At 38.3% G+C, this 22,272-nt stretch carries 14 protein-coding genes and 7 pseudogenes; 11 read left to right on the forward strand and 10 right to left on the reverse strand.

Annotated features, from left to right (window positions below; genetic code table 11):
* Positions 1 to 3: 3 nt before the first annotated feature.
* Positions 4 to 558 (forward strand): annotated as a pseudogene (locus tag NZD81_RS05475) (SMI1/KNR4 family protein).
* Positions 559 to 675: 117 nt separating this feature from the next.
* Here NZD81_RS05475 and NZD81_RS05480 read toward each other — a convergent pair.
* Both NZD81_RS05480 and NZD81_RS05485 read right to left on the reverse strand, forming a co-directional pair.
* Positions 676 to 780: pseudogene (locus tag NZD81_RS05480) on the reverse strand (hypothetical protein); the annotation flags it as partial.
* 251 nt (positions 781 to 1,031) lie between these two features.
* A complete protein-coding gene (locus NZD81_RS05485) occupies positions 1,032 to 1,271 on the reverse strand; it encodes a hypothetical protein (RefSeq protein WP_081483625.1) in 240 nt (79 codons plus the stop codon).
* A gap of 72 nt (positions 1,272 to 1,343) precedes the next feature.
* Here NZD81_RS05485 and NZD81_RS05490 point away from each other — a divergent pair.
* The 4 genes and pseudogenes from NZD81_RS05490 (at position 1,344) to NZD81_RS05505 (ending at position 4,849) form a co-directional block, all read left to right on the forward strand.
* Positions 1,344 to 1,708: pseudogene (locus NZD81_RS05490) on the forward strand (hypothetical protein).
* A gap of 91 nt (positions 1,709 to 1,799) precedes the next feature.
* On the forward strand, positions 1,800 to 2,114 hold the full coding sequence (locus NZD81_RS05495) for an XkdW family protein (protein ID WP_014664233.1): 315 nt from the start codon (positions 1,800 to 1,802) through the stop codon (positions 2,112 to 2,114).
* A 603-nt stretch (positions 2,115 to 2,717) separates the two neighbouring features.
* Positions 2,718 to 3,074 carry a hypothetical protein gene (locus tag NZD81_RS05500; protein WP_282372312.1) on the forward strand — a complete coding sequence of 119 codons (357 nt, stop codon included), beginning with the start codon at positions 2,718 to 2,720 and terminating at the stop codon, positions 3,072 to 3,074.
* Positions 3,075 to 3,559: 485 nt separating this feature from the next.
* Positions 3,560 to 4,849 carry a Na+/H+ antiporter NhaC family protein gene (locus tag NZD81_RS05505; RefSeq protein ID WP_069149705.1) on the forward strand — a complete coding sequence of 430 codons (1,290 nt, stop codon included), beginning with the start codon at positions 3,560 to 3,562 and terminating at the stop codon, positions 4,847 to 4,849.
* Positions 4,850 to 4,983: 134 nt separating this feature from the next.
* Here the strand turns inward: NZD81_RS05505 and NZD81_RS05510 are convergent.
* Both NZD81_RS05510 and NZD81_RS05515 read right to left on the reverse strand, forming a co-directional pair.
* Positions 4,984 to 5,543 (reverse strand): annotated as a pseudogene (locus tag NZD81_RS05510) (transposase); the annotation flags it as partial.
* A 269-nt stretch (positions 5,544 to 5,812) separates the two neighbouring features.
* A pseudogene (locus tag NZD81_RS05515) lies at positions 5,813 to 5,968 on the reverse strand (ATP-dependent DNA ligase); the annotation flags it as partial.
* Positions 5,969 to 6,279: 311 nt separating this feature from the next.
* Between NZD81_RS05515 and xynA the strand changes: the two are divergent.
* Positions 6,280 to 6,921 carry an endo-1,4-beta-xylanase XynA gene (gene xynA, locus NZD81_RS05520; RefSeq protein ID WP_069149704.1) on the forward strand — a complete coding sequence of 214 codons (642 nt, stop codon included), beginning with the start codon at positions 6,280 to 6,282 and terminating at the stop codon, positions 6,919 to 6,921.
* A 1,233-nt stretch (positions 6,922 to 8,154) separates the two neighbouring features.
* Here the strand turns inward: xynA and NZD81_RS05525 are convergent.
* Both NZD81_RS05525 and NZD81_RS05530 read right to left on the reverse strand, forming a co-directional pair.
* Complete coding sequence (locus NZD81_RS05525) at positions 8,155 to 10,557, reverse strand: peptidase G2 autoproteolytic cleavage domain-containing protein (protein ID WP_289859692.1); 2,403 nt, start codon at positions 10,555 to 10,557, stop codon at positions 8,155 to 8,157.
* A gap of 363 nt (positions 10,558 to 10,920) precedes the next feature.
* Positions 10,921 to 12,357 carry a flavin monoamine oxidase family protein gene (locus tag NZD81_RS05530; protein WP_136654085.1) on the reverse strand — a complete coding sequence of 479 codons (1,437 nt, stop codon included), beginning with the start codon at positions 12,355 to 12,357 and terminating at the stop codon, positions 10,921 to 10,923.
* A gap of 113 nt (positions 12,358 to 12,470) precedes the next feature.
* Between NZD81_RS05530 and NZD81_RS05535 the strand changes: the two are divergent.
* Positions 12,471 to 13,024, forward strand: a pseudogene (locus NZD81_RS05535) (SMI1/KNR4 family protein).
* Between the two features lie 335 nt (positions 13,025 to 13,359).
* Positions 13,360 to 15,960, forward strand: a complete 2,601-nt coding sequence (gene ppsA, locus NZD81_RS05540; protein ID WP_289859693.1) for a phosphoenolpyruvate synthase — start codon at positions 13,360 to 13,362, stop codon at positions 15,958 to 15,960.
* Between the two features lie 406 nt (positions 15,961 to 16,366).
* Here ppsA and NZD81_RS05545 read toward each other — a convergent pair whose 3' ends face one another.
* Positions 16,367 to 16,630, reverse strand: coding sequence for a hypothetical protein (locus tag NZD81_RS05545; RefSeq protein WP_040082952.1), 264 nt, complete (start codon positions 16,628 to 16,630; stop codon positions 16,367 to 16,369).
* Positions 16,631 to 17,001: 371 nt separating this feature from the next.
* On the opposite strand from NZD81_RS05545, the gene NZD81_RS05550 reads away from it, so the two are divergent.
* Positions 17,002 to 17,367, forward strand: coding sequence for a DUF3221 domain-containing protein (locus tag NZD81_RS05550; protein ID WP_151257411.1), 366 nt, complete (start codon positions 17,002 to 17,004; stop codon positions 17,365 to 17,367).
* Between the two features lie 234 nt (positions 17,368 to 17,601).
* Here NZD81_RS05550 and bla read toward each other — a convergent pair.
* A pseudogene (bla, locus tag NZD81_RS05555) lies at positions 17,602 to 18,497 on the reverse strand (class A beta-lactamase).
* Between the two features lie 332 nt (positions 18,498 to 18,829).
* Here bla and NZD81_RS05560 point away from each other — a divergent pair.
* Entirely contained in the window at positions 18,830 to 19,261 is a 432-nt protein-coding gene (locus NZD81_RS05560) for a hypothetical protein (RefSeq protein WP_172640281.1), read from the forward strand.
* A gap of 157 nt (positions 19,262 to 19,418) precedes the next feature.
* Here the strand turns inward: NZD81_RS05560 and NZD81_RS05565 are convergent, their stop codons facing one another.
* The gene (locus NZD81_RS05565; RefSeq protein WP_289859694.1) at positions 19,419 to 20,306 is read right to left on the reverse strand and encodes a DMT family transporter; all 888 of its coding nucleotides are present in this window, start codon (positions 20,304 to 20,306) and stop codon (positions 19,419 to 19,421) included.
* Positions 20,307 to 20,406: 100 nt separating this feature from the next.
* On the opposite strand from NZD81_RS05565, the gene NZD81_RS05570 reads away from it, so the two are divergent.
* Positions 20,407 to 21,279 carry a LysR family transcriptional regulator gene (locus NZD81_RS05570; RefSeq protein ID WP_136654079.1) on the forward strand — a complete coding sequence of 291 codons (873 nt, stop codon included), beginning with the start codon at positions 20,407 to 20,409 and terminating at the stop codon, positions 21,277 to 21,279.
* Positions 21,280 to 21,411: 132 nt separating this feature from the next.
* Here the strand turns inward: NZD81_RS05570 and NZD81_RS05575 are convergent, their stop codons facing one another.
* Positions 21,412 to 22,203 (reverse strand): DUF817 domain-containing protein, encoded by a 792-nt coding sequence (locus NZD81_RS05575; protein ID WP_069839333.1) that lies wholly within the window; start codon positions 22,201 to 22,203, stop codon positions 21,412 to 21,414.
* Positions 22,204 to 22,272 lie beyond the last annotated feature (69 nt).

Below are 22,272 nucleotides of genomic sequence, written 5' to 3' on the forward strand. Positions count from 1 at the left end.
TATTTGACTAGCTTTGTTCATAGGACTGTAAACGGTTTGAAAAGTCTCTTAGATGAAAAAGGAGCCATTAAATTTTTTTGTTATGAAGGTTATATCATGGAGTTCCTTGTTACATTTTCAAAGGACAAAGCAACCTTGAATGACATTCAAAGCTTTGAGGCTAAACACCAGCTTACCCTTCCAAAGGATTATCAGAAGTTCATTACACTACATAATGGAGCGAAAATTTTTCAGATACTTGCTGATGGGTAGAACATAGGTGGGGGACTTTATTTATTTATCCTTGAAGAGATTGAAGAAGAATTAAAATATGAGGATTTGTTTGAAGGCATCAATGGCATCCCAATTGCTCACTTATTAGAAGGCTGCCACTTGATGATCGACAAAGATAAATTAGATGAAGGTGATCCCAACTATCTTTATATTTTACAAATAGGTGAGTATACACTATTAAATTTAAATTTTGAGATATTTCTAGACCGGTATATACAATCAAATGGGGAAGCTTTTTGGGTATGGCAGTACTATACAGCAGAAAATTATTATAGAACACGATAGCACGTTGTATAAGACAGTCTGATTTAGCTGTCTTTTTTTGTTATTCAAATAAATAATAGTGGTAAAATTTACATAGAGTAAGAATGTAAGGAGAATGTTACGAAGTTTGTAAAGAGTGACATTATAGCTTGGGTAATATTCATCTTCGGGCAAGAATTGATCTAGGTTGAATTGCTCGATGATGTCATCAAACTCAGAAAATAAAGTGAACCTGCCACACATGTTCATCATTCTTTTAAAAAATGGTTATCTATACATAAGGAGTCACTATTTTACCTAACGAGAAGCAATTAGATTTAATCTGGATATATTTATTGGTTTTGCAGGATGACGGATTCAAGAAACAGACAACCTTTAAATGATGCTTTTATTGAATGGAATGAATATATGAGTGATTAAGGCTGACTAGTTGGAAAATTTCATTTTATAGTTTAAATGGATAAATGTGGGGTGATTTCCGAATGACCACAATTTTACGTTTGGAGGAGGATTAAAGTGTAAGTCAATGATACGATGAATAAAAAATACGAAATATAAGAAAGTGCTTTTGAGGAACTTGTTCTATGTTTTTGGAATGTATAGATAAGTGCAAAACCCAAGAAGAAAACTGTTACAAACCAAGAAGTGTATTCTGGAAAGATGGCAACCAGCAAAACCATGATTGTTGAAAAAATAAATGAAGAGTAATGCGTAACTTTATGATCATTATTCAAAGAAATCACCTCTACAAATTTTTACCCAATTTAGTTTGTATTAAAACATTATATAAAAAGGAGAATGGAAAAATGTTAAGCATTATTTCTAAAGAACAGGATGAAGCATTTAAATACTTTAGAAACAAATTAAATTTATCAGACAAAGACTTATGCATACCGTTGATTAATTTTGAACTGCCTAGAAACAAAAATGAATAATAAGCCAATGTTCTATATGAGCTGTATAAAAATGACCCTTATTTGTTTAACAGAGCATTAAAAGAGGATACGTGGTTAATCAGCCAATTGTATTTGATGAGGCCATTGTACGTTACTTTAATGTAGAAGAGTTAGTTATTGTACATAGAACAGTCGGCAAGAGGTTCAATGTTAATGTGAAAATGAAGAAGCTGCCTGACGGCTTTACATTGCAAACAATAGATATATGGCTGTGAAGTGAAATTGTTTAATTATAGTAAACTCTTTACCTATATAATGAAAATATAATATAATATAGAAGAGTTTGATAATTGAGGAGATGTTTTTGTGGAGTTTAAAGTTGGTCAAGACGTATCAGAAATTTGGAATATTCATGGATCGATTCTTCCGGAAGTTTTAATGTATATGTTCCCTCATTCAGACGAATCTTATCATTGGGAATTTGTAAATGATAACGGGAGACATATCTTTACTGCTTGGAGAAAAAGTGAACCTATTCCTACAGTAGAGGAAATTGAAAAAGCAGCAATTGAGCTTGAAGAGAAGAAAAATGCGCCTAAGCCAAAAACTCTTGAAGAAAGAGTTGCTGATTTAGAAAAACAAGTGGCTTACTTAACGAGTAAGGTTGAAGGAACAAACTAACTAAGAATCCCTTATAGGGGCTTTTTATATTAAAAATGATAATTTTATTTTGAAATTGAAAGAATAGTTAATCTGTCAGCTGTATATATCCGAAGAACATAAAACTGTTTCAAAAGCGGTTTGGGTATGTTGAATGGAAGCGGCTTTAAAAAGGGGTGAAATGCCATTAAAAATTTAGTTTTATTGTCCAGCTTTTTCGGGGTTGTGCTATCAATTATAGGGCAATTATTTGGAATCCTGACAGATTTCTTTATTCCAGGTATTGCACGGCTTATGGGTGTTTTAGCTGGTCTCCTCGTATTACTTAGCTTGAAGTCAAGAAACACAGAAATACAGGCATTTATAGTGGGTTCAAGTACCGCGTTAGGAATAATGGGTGCAGGAATTTTATATTTTCCCGCTGCGATTGTCAACGTCTTAATTGGGTTCAAACTAAACAAAAAGTTAAAGGATGAAAACACTAAGAAGCAGATCTGAATTGACTGCTTTTTGTTTATTGGAAATATGGAAAATTGTAGTATAATAGTGATAAAATAATTATTTTATTCATTGTGAGGTTTAGAGTGTGCTTAAAGAAAGAGGTCAAATAGGATTGTGATTAGGTTGGTAAATGTAAACTCAAGTGAACTTATTTATGATCCAAAATTCTTAGCATTTTGCAGCTTGGCTACAGAAGGGTATGGAGGGAATAATCCAACTCCTTCATCCATTGGTTTTAGTGAATTCTGTGAAAAACTTGAGAAAAATGAGGTAGTAGAACCCGAGAATAAAAAAAGCTCACTTGACCTAAATAAGTCTTTAGATTATTGGAAATCAAGATTAATTGGTGGAGACAGCCTTTCTGCATTGGATTCGCAGTTATTAGATATGATCAAAAAAGCTTACAACTTAGGCATGGTTAATAAAGATAATATGCTGTTGCGAAACGAAGCAATTAATGCTTTTAAAAATTCAATTTAAATATAAAACAGGGACCATTTTAATAAAGTGCTGGGCGTTTTTCTTATTGAAAGCATTTTCTTGTAAAATCTTCTCATGTTCTCTGAAATTGTTTTATCTTGTTTGAATAACAGTTGCTACGACTGCAGATTGAGTTGGTGCATATAGAGGAAGCGTATGAACCCTTTCCTTACTGTTTTTTCTGCCGAATATCGTTGTTGCCAACTCCCCCAAAGTTTAATAAAAAAGTTTTAATTTTCTAGATATTCCCGCTTAAACACACCTCATCAAACAGTTTTATTTGCATATTGTACTTTCCAAATAATCTGTTGATAAGAGTGTTTTTTCCTCACCTTGAATAATCCTTCTTTCTTTTCTGTTATTAATTTAATAAATACTAATACTATTTTTCAGCTTGACTTTTTTACTGTAGCCTTTTAAAGTATGGAATGTTGTTTAGACTATGTTTAACGGTTTTGATATTGAAATTAGAGGTGGCTACTTAGATGAAACAGAATGGAAATCCTTGGGCGCTATTGCCGCTAGTTTTATTTGTAGGTCTTTTTGTCGGCTCTGGTGTATTGACTGGAGATTTCTATAAATTACCAATATTGATTGCGGCAATTATAGCATCAGCTTTCGCGCTATCATTTAACCAGAAGCAATCGCTCAATCAGAAAATTGAATGGTTTGCTTCCGGTGCGGGACATCCTGATATTATTATTATGGTTATCATTTTTATATTAGCAGGTGCTTTTGCTTCTGCAGCTGAAGCGATGGGAGCAGTACACTCAACCGTCAACCTTGCTTTGAGCATTATTCCGCAGCAGTTTATACTGCCTGGGCTTTTTATCATTGCTTGTTTTATTTCTGTTTCGATGGGAACATCAATGGGGACGATTGCGGCAGTTGCTCCAATTAGCGCTGGTATGAGTGGAGAACTGGGCTTGTCTTCTGCAGTCGCAATTGCAGCTGTTGTCGGCGGAGCTATGTTTGGAGATAATCTTTCTTTTATTTCGGACACCACCATCGCGGCAGTACGTTCACAAAAAACACAAATGATGGATAAATTTAAAACGAATTTTTTGATCGTTTTGCCTGCTGCTATCATAACTATCATTTTATTATTTTTTATACCGACAGGACACATAGGACATACTGGAGCTGAATCTTACAGCTGGTTTAAAGTACTTCCTTATGTTGCCGTGTTAGTCTTTGCGTTAATTGGTTTTAATGTGGTGGCTGTCATTTTTGGCGGATTGATCTTAACAGGAATTATAGGGTTTGTAAGCGGCAGCTTAACGCTTGAGTCTTATTTTAAAGCAATTACAGATGGAATTGCCGGAATGTCTGATCTTATCGTCCTTTCAATGTTAATTGGCGGAATGGTCGGCGTCATGAAACAAAACGGCGGGATTGAGTTTTTACTGGGAGTCATTTCTAAAAAAATCCATTCGAAAAAAGGTGCTGAAGCCGGTATTGCCGGATTGGTCAGCGTTACTAACCTAGCTACTGCCAATAATACGATTGCTATTATTACAGCCGGGCCGATTGCCAAAAATATCTCTGATGAATTTAAAATCGACAATCGAAAGTCGGCAAGTATCTTAGATATCTTTTCCTGCATGACACAAGGTTTAATTCCTTATGGAGCGCAGATGTTATCGGCCGGGAAGTTTGGAAATGTTTCACCCGTCAGCATCTTGCATTACTCCTTCTATCCTGTTTTAATCGGGATCTGTGGCATCATAGCAATTATATTCGAACTACCAAAATTCACAAGAAATACGAAGTAAAGGTAAAAAAGGTACCAAATGGTACCTTCAGCTTGTAGAGAAAACGATGTTTTTTCTACAAGCTTTTTTGTTTTATACAGTTTCTTTAGATATTCATCAGGTTTCAGAGATGCAGAAAAAGCGCTCCCACATGCCTAGCCCTGCTTGGCTAGGTATGTGGCAATCTTCTTCATGTTCTGGCATGCGGCTGTGAGGAGAACTTGTTCACTCACATTTCGTTTTCCCCTCAACCTGCAATAGCGAAGCCCATGCAGCTGTTTTGAATCTGCCAAGCTTCGCTCTATTTTTTCTTTTCTTTTTTTGTAGAGGTTTTTTCCTGAAACAGACAAGCGATTTTGTCTGTCCTTTTTTTATGATCTTCCCAAACATGCCGAGTAATCACTTTCTGCCGATTCTTTGATTTTGTCAAGTTTTCAAGCAGCGGGCATGCGGAACAGATTTCAGGATTTGATTTATATGACCGGTAGCCTTTTCGATCAGTTGTTGCGTATGTAAGTGTTTGGTGATATGGACAAATGTATCTGTCTTGTTCAATGTCATAATGAAATTTCCATTTTGGAAACAAGCCTCGGATAGGGTGATAACGTCTTTGTGCGATGACACCAAAGATTTGTCGGTCAGATAATCCTTTACAGATCGGAGTCGTTAAATATCCGGAATCAAGGGCGACGGCTTCTACTTGAAAACCAAATCGTGTCTTAACATGTGACCTGACGAAATAAAAAAGCGATGAACTGCGCTGTGTAAGGCTTTGTCATACCTCTTTGACCACACCACATTCGTGTGTGCCGCAAAGGGCATGTACATCGGCTTACACAATTCAGCGCATCGCTATCTGAATAAAGCATGGAGGGCGAAGGAATGCAAGGATTACTTTGTTAATGCGATTGAAAACGTGATAAAACTTGTCTTATTTTGTCTAAATTAATCGTGAGTAATTCTATAACTATAGTGAATTCAAAATGTCTTACGCACAGTGAGCGATTTAGAGGCAATTGACTGACCGTCTTTATAGATAACATCGACAATCTTATAAGCTGATTTTTTGGACATGAAACGTTGCATTAGAGCTTGAAAGTCAAGATCACCATCTGGATCAGCTACAATAATTTCAATATCTCTCATGAATATCACCTTTATACGAAATGGTTCCAATGGGAATTGGTTACAGATGTTACTCCATCAGATTTAGAAACAAGAATTGTGATCCTGCGAAGAAAGAATTAGAATATGGCAGAACAAAACCATCTATAATATGATTTTTAGGTATTTGTAATTAAATTACAAATACTTTTAATATTCACTCGTGAATTCGTGGTATTATACTGAAGGGAACGATCAAAAGCTATGGCGTTAGTCATTAGAATGTTTTAAATATATACAAGTGCTACCTCATGTCAAAGTCAGAAAAAAATTATAGGAGGTAACAAATGTTTAAGTTTAAAAAGAATTTTTTAGTTGGATTAACGGCAGCTTTAATGAGTATAAGCTTGTTTTCGGCAACCGCCTCTGCAGCTAGCACAGACTATTGGCAAAATTGGACTGATGGTGGCGGAACAGTAAACGCCGTCAATGGGTCTGGCGGGAATTACAGTGTTAATTGGTCTAATACCGGAAATTTCGTTGTTGGCAAAGGCTGGACTACAGGTTCGCCATTTAGGACGATAAACTATAATGCCGGAGTTTGGGCGCCGAATGGCAATGGATATTTGACTTTATATGGTTGGACGAGAGCACCTCTCATTGAATATTATGTAGTGGATTCATGGGGTACTTACAGACCTACCGGAACGTATAAAGGTACTGTAAAGAGTGATGGAGGTACATATGACATATATACAACGACACGTTATAACGCACCTTCCATTGATGGCGATCGCACAACTTTTACGCAGTACTGGAGTGTTCGCCAAACGAAGAGACCAACCGGAAGCAACGCTACAATCACTTTCAGCAATCATGTGAACGCATGGAAGAGCCATGGAATGAATCTGGGCAGTAATTGGGCTTACCAAGTCATGGCGACAGAAGGATATCAAAGTAGTGGAAGTTCTAACGTAACAGTGTGGTAACAGATCATCTTTAATCAGGGGTAGCTAACGGGCTGCTGATCGTTCCTTTATCATTGTTATTGTGAGTTACTAAGAGGCGATGGTCTTTTAGTTGAATCCTAATATACGCCTCGGATATGGTAAATGATTATTAAAATCGTTAGTAATGGTAAAAGGTCGTTTTCTACTACGGCCTTGGTATTGTTTGAGGTAGGGTTTTCTCCAAGTGGTTGGACTATAAAGGAAAGCCAACTAAAGTTATTAGACCAATTGAATAACAATGAATTTCCTAGATAATCAGTATACGTATTGCTCAAAGTTAATGTATCAAGTCTATGGTTTTAGCACATCTGGTGTTTTCCCACTTAATGAAGGAAGCCGTTTTTGGGAACCTTATCATTCTTTACAGGGAAGTGCATACCAAAGTGTGACACCTGGGTTGGTTTATAAGAAGGATATGGTTGGAAAAGGAGATATTCAATGAGCGCGGGGAATAACCTGCTTTTTTTATTTGCATCAAAATAAGATTTTTAAAGAAATCTATTTGGGAATGGGATTATATTCTAGTTTGAAAAACTGACTATATCTTTCTTAGTTTATAATTAGTAAACAAAGTGCAGGTATATCTATTATCGATCCATAATTTTGTTTTATATCATTCAGCATCAGACAATACGCAAGACACACGCATAATACTTACCTCTTAATTTTCGGAACAAATCCTAAATAGTACAAGAGAGGTTAGGTCATTCTCATATTAAGCAAATTTTAGGAACATACAGTCATGCTCTTTTGTCAATGCAAGTAGACGCAGCAGATAAGGTGGTTTTATTGTTGAAATCGTGATCTGACGAAAAACAAATAGCGATAAGCTATGATGTGTAAGGGTTTGTAATAACTCTTTGAACACGCCATATTCGTTTGTGTCGCAAAGGGCACATACATCGGTTTACACAATTCTGCTCATCGCTATCTGAATAGCATGGAGGGCGAAGGGAAATGAAAATTGCAATTTGTAAATACTTAAAGGAGAAACCGAACTTTATATCTATTTGCTCATTTCAATAGTAGCTTTGTATGTTAATCGAATTTTTCAACCTCAACCATTTCCGAATCTTAACTATCGTAATCAACTTATATTATAACAATAAGTTTTGACAACTGCTCCTTATCGTTATTTAATAAACGAACCTGATAAAGGATCTAATTATTAATTATATGGATAAACATATATTGAACTTGTCCTGGTGTCCACTATTTGATGACGGTTAGAGCGATACCATATCCTTTTTCTGATGTGTAAGCAGAAGTTATTTTCATTACTTTCCAGCTTCCTTCGGTGGCTTTTGTTCCTATTCCATGATGTGCTGTAAGATAGTCACCTTGACTGACAGTTTCGTCAACACGCACATAATGTTGGCCTACTAACCCTACTACGTGCCACTCGTCTCTTGCTGCCCGTGAATGATAATTTGCCTCAAATGCTGTATCGTAGTCTGGGTTTTGTTTGGGAACTTGTATGAGTTCACCGCTTTCCTTATCAGTCACTGTCTCATAAATAAATCCGCCAAACTCATTAGTCAAATAACGGCCCTGCCAGACGAAACTTGAGGCTCCTGAAATGAAAGCTGAAGTTTCTGAAATAATGCCAAGCATATAATCTCCCACATTCGCGGGCGCTATCTTTTCACCTCTTAAAGTCACGATTGTACCCGTATGGATTAACTGTCCATTTGAGCTCTCAAAATACTCTCCATATCCACCTAAAGAAGAACTGATTGCCCCGGCAAACGTCCCGTTTCCCCCAACAGAGTCAAGAAGCCATTTCATTGATTGATGACCTCCTGCGACGGTGTATGGTTCTTCAAGTATAATATTTTCAGAAGACAGTATCGTTCTTGAAGCATGGTTTCCTTTAAGATGTGCGTTATTTGAAGAAGCGATTAATGCGCGAGAGCCTTCAGTACTGGAGCCTCCAGAAGAGCTGATGACCGCATTTCTTTCTCCGCGGGCCATAATGTCACCGGTACCTGCTATAACTGCGCTTGTTTGGTTTACGGCAAAGCCAGAGGTCGTCGCAAGCTGTACGCCTCCTTTCAAATTGATTGGAACTTGTTGGTATGCTTGACCTTTGATTGAGGCTGCTATACCATAACCTTCTGACTGTACACCAAGAATTGTGGCCTGATTATTGGGAGACTGGATTCCAACTGTCCCATTGTCAGTAATCATCGTTCCATTTAGAATATTCACATTGTAGAGACCGCCACCGATTGAAATTCCTTTAGGTGCAGATTTATAAATATCGAAATTTGAAATTTTAATATAGTCTGTTTTATTTGATCCGCCTGATAAATTAATATCAACGCCGGCCTTTTTAAACCCTCGAATTTTTATGCCATTAATAGTTATATTTTGACTGCGATATTGCAAAGCCACAACAGGATTTCCTTTATAATCATAGTCTGGATCACCAATTGCTGTGAATCCGCTTACATTGACATTTTTATACGCTGAAATAACCAATGCTCTTGGTGTCACAGCATCATAAAGCGAGTTAAAAACCGGTTCAACTGCTGAACAATCAATGAGTGTGACATCGTATGCTGTTGTGCTTTCAGGATCTGTAATTTGGTGGTGACCAATATGACGAAGATCAAACGCACGAACATCGCGATAAGAAACATGCCCTATGATATGGACGTTATGAGAGGCCGGCCAAAGTTCATGGGCTTTTACCTCAACTCCACGGATGTTTCCACTTGTAAAGTTATTTAAAAGCCACACATGCCTAGAGCCGTCGTCAATTTCTATTCCGTTGGAGTTTGAAACACCTTCTGCAAATTCTGTTCCTCGAGGATTTCCTGAATGGCAGTTTGAAATAAAGATGTATTCACTGTAATGGGTGGTAATGCCGTCGTCTCCCGAACCATATGTCACACAGTTATCGATCCAAATATATCTTGATCCGTCTTTTGTCCAATCGGTATTAGGCAAATGATCATACGTTGGCGATGTGATATCAATGCCATGAAGACCTGCGTTAATAGCTTCCACATCTTTGATCCATCCATATTCAACCTTAGCAAAAGTCAAACAACTGGAGAACTGTCCCCCTGGGTTTCTCACACCACATTGTCTGCTTGGATTCCAGTCTAATGACATTCCTTGGACAAAAATATTGCGATTTCCATTTTGATAATCATCATTTGTAATCACCCATTCATGTGCTGGAGTGTCTTCATGTAATTTAATCACTGTGATCCCTTTACCTTGTCCAACAATTGTTGTCCAAGAGGGGAGTTTAATCCCTTGTACGTGATATTCTCCTGCTGGAACGTTTACCTTGACTCGGCCATTCCCGATTGCTTTTCGAAAAGCCTCAGTATTATCTCTTCCATCTGGAACAGCGCCAAAGTCTTCCACATTTACTTCCCGGGTGATTTTAGATAAAAGCTTATAGTATTCCTTGTCGAGACGTTCTTTTAAAAGAGAGGTAATCTCTCCTTCGGCCGTCACCCTTGCGTCAGTAACTTCGATATTTTGGTCTGTAACGGAGTGCTTAATAAAGTTTTGCATTCTTGTCTTAATATGTTCTAATTCGGGGTGAGATTTGGCGTTTAGAGAAGGATCAGGGCAGTTTTTAAAATGAACCATTCTAAAGACACCTCTTTCTTTTAATATAAGCGCAGTTTTTGTCTTTAAGATAAGGGTAGACATCTCTTGTGCGCTTATATTTCCAATTCTGTATTTGTTACAAAATTCCTTTTAGATTTGTAAAGTATTGAAGCAACATTAAGAATGTTGTACAGTGAAAGAAAGTTCGCCTGATGATTAATTAAAATGTTTCTTATAGTTTGGTATTTATTAATGATTATGGATGAAAAGGGAGGACTACAATTCCATCGTGTACAGGAATAATAAAGAATCGAATGTTCAGACATCCTCTTTCACCGCTGACTGTTTAAATACATCACTTCTTTTTTATATCAACCAATTCTAACTAGATGTGAGCATGATCTAAGGTAAGCGATTGACCCCATCAGCAACGCGTATTCCAGATTCAATTGCGCCCTGCATCCACGCATGGGTGAGTGAGGCGTGTTCTCCGGCGAAATGAATTCTGCCCTCAGGGACAGGAATATAGGGATACAGCTCTAATTCTTGTCCTGGTTCGAAAGCTGTAAATCCCCCCGCAGAATAGGGGTGCTGGCTCCAGCTGAAAGAAGCGCCTGATACAAATTCAGACCATACAATATCACCATAGATTTTAGATAAATCCAGTAAAGTATACCGGATACGCTCTCCTTCTGAAAGACTGTCCCATATCAGTGCCTCATCTGCCCATGTATAGCTGGCCAGAATGACAGCATGTCCATTTGCTCCAATATTTCTGCTTGGATAATACGAAAAACGAATTGGTAAATCAGTAATAGATTTGCCGCCGCGCTGCCCGGCTTTTTCCCAAAATCGGCTTTTAAACTCTATTCCGATTTTTGTTGCACTGATATAGTTTAACTCACGGATGGCCCTCCGTTTATAGTACGAGAAAGAATGGTATGGTTCGACTTTTACAAATCGCAAAGTTGAAAAAGGAATGGTTACAATAGCGAGATCAGCTGTAAACGATGCAAATTCTGCCGATTGTTGATGCTGGCAATGGATCGTAACACGATTTTCATCCTGAGATATTTTCATCATTTTTTGATGGTATAGAATGTTTGTTTTTAATTGGGGAAGAAACGCGTGTGGAAGCAGATCCATGCCGCCTGTTATCTCATAGAAGTGAGCGGGTGATGAAAAAAAGATGGATTCCCGCAATACTTCAACAAGGGACATCCCCATATACGCTTCCATATCCAAAAGTACACCGATCATATCGATCACGCCATAGGAAAAATACCTATTCAAAAAAGAGCTTAACGAATCATTTTTGTATTGTTCTTCGACAATCCGCCAATTTCTCGCTGGATTTTGATTGATGAAATTTAGAATAGGCTGCAGTACAGAAAGCATCAGCTCTTCAGATGTTTTCCCTTGTTCATGTGATGCGACTGGGTACCCCAGTATTCCAGGAGCTCGTTCAAACATGTGGAGACGTGTCTTGATTCCATTGGCATAAATGATGTCCAGAGGGGTTCTGTTGATAAATACATTTGTTGGCAATTTGAATTTTTTGATATATTCTAAGGTTAACAAATGGTTATTCGGTATGCGCATCGGACCAACGTTAAAATACAAATCACCACTAAAGGGAGATCTCAAAGTGCAGACACGGCCGCCCGCTCTGCCGCTCGCTTCGAGAATCGTTACTCTGTGACCGGCATTTTTCAGCAATGATGCTGATACAAGCCCGGACAATCCAGCTCCTACAACAAGAATATGCTTTGGGTGCTGCGTTGCACTAAGGCCATTTCGAATGATCTTCACCATGTCATCATTCTTTAGAAAATTCACTTTTGGGAGGCACCTCTTTTTAGGATTTATTGCATTGTATTCACTGAAAAGAGCGTCTATCACGATCTCTTTACATCTTTTGGAGTTTAAAAGGAAATAAAGGGGGGATGTATTTGACTAACTTTATCCATAAGACTGTAAATGGTTTGAAAAGTCTCTTAGATGAAAAAGGAGCCATTCAATTGTTTTGTTCTGAAGGGGACATCATGGAGTTCCTTGTTACATTTTCACAGGACAAAGCAACCCTGAATGACATTCAAAGCTTTGAGGCGAAACACCAGCTTACCCTTCCAGATGATTATCAGAAGTTTATTACACTGCATAATGGTGCGAAAATTTTCAGATACTTGCTGATGGGGAGAATATAGGTGGAGGACTTTATTTATTTAGCCTTGAAGAGATTGAAGAGGAACTAAAATATGAGGATTTGTTTGAAGGTATCAATGGTTTTCCAATTGGTCACTTATTAGAAGGGTGCCATTTGATGATCGACAAAGGCAAATTGGATAAAGGGGATCCCAACTATCTTTTCATATTAGAAATAGGGGAATATACACCATTAAATTTAAATTTTGAGATATTTCTAGATCGGTATATAGAATCCAATGGGGCAACTTTTTGGGAATGGCGCTTCTATACAGCAGAAAACTACTACAAAACAAGATAGCTCTATGTATAAGACAGTCTTTGACTGATAAAGTTTATAGGATCGAAACTTATGACTCGAAGTTTCTTACACAAAAAATAAGTCTAATTTATGAATGGGGGACTAAAAGAACAAAGTTTGAACCAAGTTTTTTTATGTGACTACTAGTCGCGGAAAATAAGAAAGAACCTGGTGAAATTGCCCAGGTTCTTTTTATATTGCACAAAAGCAGACACGGTGATATAATCACACTACGTGTGCTTCCTAGTTAAAAAGTAGTAGTTATCCATCTTATAATTTTATTATATCCTACTGGGAAGCTCTTGTCAATATTTTTTTTGAAGGGGAGATGTAGAATGAGTTCTTTCGTTCTCGGTTTACACGAAGTTGAAAAAACACAGCATTCGCTCGTTGGAGGAAAAGGAATAAATTTAGGAGAATTATTAAAAATTCAAGGAATACAAGTACCAGAAGGATTTTGTGTTACAACAAGAGGATTCCAAAAAGCCATTGAACAAAACGAAACGTTACGAGCGATGTTGGATCAATTGGCCATGCTAAAAGTTGATGACCGAGATCAAATTGGTAACATCAGCCGGAAGATTCGGCAAATCATTATGGAAGTAGATATTCCTTCCGATGTTGTGAAAGCAGTGGCTCACTATCTCTCCCAGTTCGGTGAGGAACATGCCTATGCCGTGCGTTCAAGTGCGACTGCTGAAGATTTACCACATGCCTCTTTTGCCGGTCAACAAGATACCTACTTAAATATTATCGGCGTCGATGCAATCTTGCAGCATATCAGCAAATGCTGGGCTTCCCTATTTACGGATCGAGCGGTAATCTATCGCATGCAAAATGGATTCGACCACAGCCAAGTCTATTTATCCGTTATCGTTCAAAGGATGGTTTTCCCTCAGGCTTCGGGGATTTTATTTACCGCTGATCCGATTACCTCTAACCGAAAGGTGTTATCCATCGATGCTGGCTTTGGACTTGGTGAAGCTCTGGTCTCCGGCTTGGTATCTGCCGATTGTTATAAAGTACAGGATGGGCAAATCGTCGATAAGAGAATAGCAACTAAAAAAATAGCTATCTATGGACGGAAAGAAGGCGGAACAGAAACACAGCAAATCGAGCCTGATCAGCAAAAGGCTCAAACGCTGACTGATGAACAAATTTTACAGCTTGCACGCATCGGAAGACAGATCGAAGCTCATTTCGGCCAGCCGCAAGATATCGAATGGTGTTTGGTCCGAGATACTTTTTATATTGTACAGAGTCGTCCAATCACTACTTTATTCCCCATCCCTGAAGCGAGTGACCAAGAAAATCACGTCTATATTTCTGTAGGTCATCAACAAATGATGACGGATCCCATAAAACCACTGGGATTGTCTTTTTTTCTGTTGACGACTGCTGCACCAATGCGGAAAGCCGGTGGAAGGCTATTTGTTGATGTCACACATCAACTGGCATCCTCTGACAGCAGAGAAGTTTTCTTAAAAGGCATGGGACAGCACGATCAGCTCTTAAAAGACGCACTTATGACTCTAATAAAGCGACGAGATTTCATAAAATCGATACCAAATGATAAAACAGCACCAAATCCCAGCAGAGGCAATGCAGATTTGCCGGCTCAAGTTGAAAACGATCCGACAATCGTGTCAGATTTGATTGAGAGCAGTCAAACATCAATAGAAGAGTTAAAACAAAACATCCAAACGAAATCAGGATCAGATTTATTTCGTTTTATTCTGGAAGATATCCAGGAATTAAAGAAGATTTTATTTAACCCAAAAAGTTCGGTTCTGATTCGATCTGCTATGAATGCTTCATTATGGATTAACGAAAAAATGAACGAGTGGTTAGAGGAAAAAAACGCAGCAGATACGCTTTCTCAATCTGTACCCCATAATATTACGTCAGAAATGGGTCTTGCGCTATTGGATGTTGCAGATGTGATTCGTCCTTATCCAGAGGTAATTGCTTATTTACAAGATGTCAAAGATGATCACTTTTTGGGTGAGTTGGTTAAGTTTGAAAATGGACAGGAAATTCAAGACGCGATCTATGCTTATCTAAACAAATACGGAATGCGATGTGCCGGAGAGATTGATATTACAAGAACTCGATGGAGCGAAAAACCAACTACACTTGTCCCGATGATTCTTAATAATATCAAAAATTTTGAGCCTAATGCCGGCCAGCGGAAATTTGAGCAAGGGCGAGAGGAGGCTTTAAAGAAAGAACAAGAGTTATTAGATCGCTTAAAGCAATTACCCGATGGTGAACAAAAAGCCAAAGAAACCAAACGAATGATCGACATCATCCGGAATTTCAGTGGATTCAGGGAATATCCAAAATACGGAATGGTTAATCGCTATTTTGTTTATAAGCAGGCTTTACTGAAAGAAGCCGAAATACTCGTAGAAATGGGCGTTATTCATGAAAAAGAAGATATATACTATCTTACTTTTGAAGAGCTTCACGAAGTCGTACGCACAAAAAAACTTGATGATCAAATTATCAGCAAACGAAAAGACGAGTACACATTATATGAAAAACTTTCTCCACCACGTGTTATCACGTCTGATGGTGAGATCATTACAGGCGAATACAAGCGAGAGAATCTCCCAGCCGGAGCAATTGCAGGTCTCCCTGTTTCCTCGGGAGTGATAGAGGGGCGAGCACGTGTCATCTTAAACATGGAAGATGCAGATCTAGAAGATGGAGATATATTAGTCACTTCCTTTACTGACCCAAGCTGGACACCATTGTTTGTATCCATAAAAGGCCTAGTCACGGAAGTTGGTGGACTGATGACCCATGGAGCTGTTATAGCGCGCGAATATGGCTTGCCTGCAGTTGTTGGCGTTGAAAATGCTACGCAACTGATAAAAGATGGGCAACAGATTCGCGTTCATGGTACAGAAGGCTACATTGAAATACGATAATGGCTGATGAGTGTAGCGAGCTATCAGATATTTTTCCATGTTCTCAGAAGCTGTAAGCTGATGGAATAGCATTTGTACCAAGAAAAGCCGGAACCTCTTAGAGGAGATCCGGCTTTTTATTTTAAATTGGTGTAGTGTGAGAAAGCCGATTTTGCGGGCGACAACTTTTTAAAGTGAATTTTTTTATTATCAGCATTTAAACTGAGCTTACTTTTTGTTCGTGTCGAAAATAAAGAACGGCTTTAAAGGAAATTGAACAACAGTGAATCAATCGTATTGAGAACATGGAAGATCAAGAAAAGAACAAAACCAGAGAATGTTGATATGTATTTGATAGAAGACCACATAGAAAGAAATACCTTGCTTAAAACAAGAGAAAAAGGAGCTAAAAAGCTCCTTTATAAGTTTAAACAACTTTTGTATAAATAGCGGTGTAAAACCCGATTGAGTAATCAAAATAATGGCGTGTAAGCGTATAAGTATAACCGTTATATTCTATTGTCGGCTGGAAGTTCATTGGCAGAGGACTAATGCGGTATATAGTGTCATAATCATATTCTTCATTTTTTACTGCAACTTCAGGCGAATTTTCAGCAGCCAATGCGGGAACCGCGGATATGAGCATGCCAAAGGATAAAACAGAACCCAATAAGATTTTCTTAATGTTCAATTATACCAACTCCTTTTACAATTAATACATATATTATGTAACGATTGGAAGTCGTTTTAGAAGTGAATAATGGATCATAAAATGTGAAAATTTTGATTTTAATAGGAGTCGTGATGTAAACGACACCAATGATAAGTATATTTATGCTGGAAACCACTAAGAAGGAGCCTTCAAGTTTAAAAGCGCAAAAGAGTAAGGGGATAATGTCGAAGGCAACCACATATAAACATTTGAGAAAGAACAAAAAGAAGTTTGAGGAATTGGAGAATGGAGTATGCTGCTGTTATGAATTGCAAAAAGAAGTAGAAGGTTTTGGGTGATCCTGTTGTTTATTTTAAAGATCAAAAAGAGTTTAAAGAGGAGGGAGAAAGGTGCCTAAAATCGGAGTAAGCTTGATAGTGCTCATGATTTTCCTTGCTGGCTGCAATAAAAATGAACAAAACGGAGAGGAAACAATGATGCAGAGCCTAGTCGGCTATGTCGGGTTTAAAGACAATAATAGGGCAATTCTCATTACTGATACGGAAGCCCTAGCGAAAGAAGATTATAATCTTTCGGAAGAACAACTGATGAACAAGTTTAAAAATAAGATAGTCATAGTGGGATTAAGTGAGATTGATAGCACAGCTGATCTCAAAAGAGGTGAAAAAGTAAAAGTGTGGTTCCATACACGAAAAGAGTCAAATCCACCAAGTGCAACGATACAGCAATATAAATTATTACAAAAAAATAATTGAATTCTCATATAGATAACCTCTGATGGTCTGTTCAAACTTTACTTGGTTTCATAAATGAAAACTTGCCATTCATGTTAACGATTCGTGTTTGTGGTGTTTTAAGATACTTAAAAAAAGAGGTATTAGTGAGAATATGAAAAAACCGTTCATTAAAAATGAACGGCGGGGTTTAAAAAAGTAATGTCTTTTTTAACTTTATGGCAAAAGGATAAAGCAATTCGCAATATTGTGCTTTTATTTGAGAACGTTAAGGACGACTTTAGCTGCCTTAGCAATAAGAGCATTATCATAATTTGCATCTTTCGTAAACCGCTTTGATAGGATTGCCAAAACAATAGGAGCTCTGTTAGGCGGCCAAACGATAGCAATGTCATTTCGTGTCCCGTAACTTCCGGCTCGGATTTATCGCCGACTTCCCATCCTATTGGAGCGCCTGCCCGAATCAGTTCGTCACCAGTAGCATTGCCCCTCATCCAATCGGTTAAGAGCGTGCGCTTGTCAGTCGTGAGGGTGTTATCCAAAGTGAAAGCTTTAAGGTCGGTTGCCAGTGCTTTTGTGGTGCTTGTGTCACGAATATCACCAGGAACCGCAGAGTTAAGATCCGTCTCAAATCGATTAGCTTTCGTTACATGATCCCCAATCTCTTTCAGTGTCTTTTCAAAACCTTTAGGGCCGCCAAGCTGTTGCAGCAATATGTTCCTAGCAGTATTATCGCTGTAACGGATAGCCGCTTCCGAGATTCTTTTTAGGCTCATACCTGTATCTAGGTGTTTCTCTGTGATTGGAGAATATGTAACAAGATCTTCTTTGATGTAGTGGATGACTTCATTAAGGTTTTCAGTTGAGTTTTTCTTAAGGACAGCAGCCGCTGCTAGAACTTTATAGGTTGATGCGTAAGCAAATCGTTCATTCGGCCGGTAGGCGATTGTCTTGTTTGAGCCTGTATCAATTACATAAACACCAAGCCTGGCATCAAATTTTTACTCAAGTTGATTCATTATACAGTTTGTCGTGCTTGTGGCTTCCTTGGATTTTGCTTCAGCATGTGCCGAACTGAAACCAGTAAAGCTTAAACATAAAAGTCCAACACACCTTCCGAATTTTATTGACGCTTTATTTTTCAACTTAATCAGGCCTCCTAATTCAAATGATTTTGTATTGCCTTCTAATTAACCTCGCAAAAGCAGATATAAAAATAATATTTTTCCAAAATGTTTCCCATGACAGTTAGTGTAACAAACCCCTTTAAAGTTTCAGATTTTAACATCAGGAAAGACTTCAGATGACATATCAAATTAAATATAAAAGCTTCACTGGCTCTTAAAAAGGAAATAGATTCGGATGAAAACTGTTCTCTTTAAGGCTCATTTCATGGTGCTAAAGATTCATTTGAAGAAGGCGGTCTTGATCAGAAAAGATCCTTCCAATATATTGAAGTAAAAAGATATCGGGAGGAACTCTTTTGAAAAAGATGTTGATGCTAGCTTTCACATTTCTTTTGGCTTTGACTATTCATATAAGGGAAGCTTCGGCAGTTATAGTGAAAGATGAGGAGAAAGTGAGCTTTACAATGACAGAAAATGAAAAATGGTTTATGAAATCTGATGATTTAAATCCAAACCATTGGACGTCTTACTTTGGATACAGATTCACCATTTTCGATACTGAAGGATGTACAATTAACGCAAGAATCATGCGAATGACTTTGTCTGGATACGAGATAACCGTTAGTGAAAAAAACTTCTCAGGGGATCATTATGATTTTAGTGCAACTGATCGAGTTGAGGCGATGCCTTATAAGACTCATTATTTGATTTTAACAAAAGATCCAGATTGCGGAGATGTTAAAGTAAAAGGTCTATACGGTTTTCAGTTTAATCAGCCGGAATGGTAATAAAAAAGAATTTTGGCAACCTAAACGCCAATAAAAAAAGCTAATGTCTCACATGCAGATATTAGCTTTTTTTATTGTTTAATAGGCTGCCGGCAGGATTTTAAAAGACAGCCGTCTCCTGTCACACGAGGCACAAATCGTAAAGAAAGTGTATCCTCTATCCATTCACACTTTTTTGTCGTGAAAATGTAAATGTATTCATAAAGATGCCGCAGCATATCAGCAGTGCGCCGAGGATAATGTTGATGGTGATCTGTTCGTGCAATTGCAGCCATCCAAAAAATAGGGCCAATACGGGAACAAACATTAATGCCATGGATGCTTTTGACGCTTCGATTTGATTGAGCACCCAAAACCATACGACAAAGGTAAAGCCGGTGGAAAGCAAGCCATTAAACAGCAATGACCATACCGCCTGATATGTCCACTCGGCTGAAGGGACCGGCTCAAATATAAAGGAAAACACCAATAACATGACGGCCCCCATCATAAGTTGCCATGCATTCATATGAATAACATTGATATGTTTGAATTGTAGCTTACTGAACACATTCGCGATTCCCCAGCTTAGCGATGCCGCAAGTACGCACAGCTCTCCAAATAAAACGCTTTGATCGATAGCAAGCATTTCCTTTCCAAATATAAATAACAGTCCGAAGAGGCCGCAGACCAGTCCGATCGTTTTATACGCATTCATTTTCTCATTTAATGTAAAATGGCTGAGCACCGTAACAAATATGGGCATCGTATATACCAAAACAGAGGTTTTTCCTGAATCGACAAACTGCATTCCATACGTTAAGATCCCCATATAACCCAGCCCCATCAGCAGGCTCATGATGATATAGCTTTTGAGATGTTCTTTTTGAATTGAAAGCTTTTTTCTTTGAATGAAGAGAATGAGAAATAATGGAACCGCTCCGATGAACAGGCGCAAAGCCGAAAATAAAAGCGGGGGGATGTCATGAATTCCTACTTTCATTGCAACCCAAGTATAACCCCAAATAAATGTGACAGATAAGATTCCCAACATGACTTTTACCATGATGAAGCCGCCTTTCTTGTTTAAATATCGTGCTGGTTTCTATCATATGTTATATTTGTATATAACTGAAATACATTTTTATTATCGGAGGTATAACCAAATGGTTATGAACATGAACCATCTTCACATATTTGTAAAAGTCGGGGAGAAATTGAATATTACAGAAGCGGCAAAAGAATTGTTCATCTCTCAGCCGGCGGTAAGCAAAGCGATAAAAAACCTGGAGAGCTCGCTGCAGCTCAAATTATTGATCAGGGATAAACATCATGGTTTAATACTGACTGATGTCGGAAAAGAAATTTTGCTGCTGGCGAGGCAAATGAAGGGAATTGAAAGCAAAATATATCAATTAGCCAACCGGGAAAACAAGCTGTTAAACGGGAAGGTGAAAATTGGTTCATTTCCTGCAGTTTCAACAAATATCATGCCCCAGGCGATTGCGGCATTCAGATCAAACTACCCGTTGATCCGCATCGAATTGATCGAGGGAACCTCTGACCAAATAAAAGAATGGGTTGAGGATCGGACGGTTGATATTGGGATCGCAGCATCTCCATTTGAACCATTTGAAAATCAGCTATTGTGTAACGACTATATGGTGGCCGTCATCCCGCAGCAGCGTTATCAATTAAAACAGGAAAAGCATGTCAACCTTGAAACATATCAAGATGACCTCATTTTCTGTAAAGGCGGTCATGAAATCGCGATGTCAAACGCATTTTCGCAATACAACATTGAATTAAAGGAAAACTTGACTGTGCAAAATGCAGAAACCTTGATTAATATGGTCAAAAACAACTTGGGCATAGGCATTATTTCAAACTTTACACTTTCATCCGTCCAGCATCAATTGAGTAAAAAGGACATTTTTCCGAGGATCACACGCGATATCGGCGTCATCGCACATTCATTTGAAGAGATAACGCCGGCGGCGCATGAGTTTGTCAAGTCGTTAAAAGCAGTCGTAATCTGAATCAGTTCTCGTGGTGCGACGAAGTTTGAAGAAGATGGATACCCGCAGGCAGAGTGACAAAAAAGAAAAGCAACACATTTGAACGTTGCTTTTCTTTTTAGCTGGAGTCTTGTATGCCAGCAGACTGTTAACCTAAAAAAGATTCACCCCTCTCTGCTTTGTGGGACTCTGCTCCTTAACTTGTTTTAATGATGCTACTATAAGAAAGCTAACAATCACTAGCAAGAGCCATGAACTTACCTTTCCGAGGTGTACGAGACTCCATGTCTCGATTTGGTTTGGATATTTCCAAGCCCCAAAAAACGTAGCGATATTTTCCGCTATCCATATGAAAAATCCGATGAGTACAAAAGAAAGTGCGAGCGGCATACGGTAACGAGCTCCATTCACCTCGTATGTAACCCATGTTTGCCAAAAGACAATGAGGACAAGTCCAGATAACCACCATCGAATATCAATCGAAAAATGATGGATGAAAAAATTCAAATAAATCGCAGCGGCAAGCGGAACAACCGCAAAAAAAGGCGGCCACTTAACCAATTCAACCTTAAGCCTTCTCCATGCCTGGCACAAATAACTGGCTACACTTGCGTACATAAAGCCGCTATACAAAGGTACTCCAAATATTTTGGAGTATCCTTCTTCTGGATAAGACCAAGAGCCCATATGGACTTTAAAAAGTTCCAGAGCAAGCCCGATAAGGTGGAACAATGTGATCACTTTTAATTCATCCCGAGTTTCAAGACCAGAACGCACCATCCACAATTGCATGAGGACGCAGATCATGAGAAGCCAGTCGTACCGCGGCAAGAAGGGTAGTGGGATCATTTGTGTAATAGCCAAAGAGGCAAAAATAACGACAGGAAACAAACATGAAAGCGCTTGTTCCCAGCCGAAATGAACGATTTGTTTTAAAGCTCTCATGTTATATGCGCCCTCCAAAGGAGTATTCTTCGTGTATGTAAGGGACGCTTAGTATAGGAGCTGGATGGA

It is taken from the genome of Bacillus sp. B.PNR1 (genome assembly GCF_030386235.1).
GTDB lineage: Bacteria > Bacillota > Bacilli > Bacillales > Bacillaceae > Bacillus > Bacillus stercoris.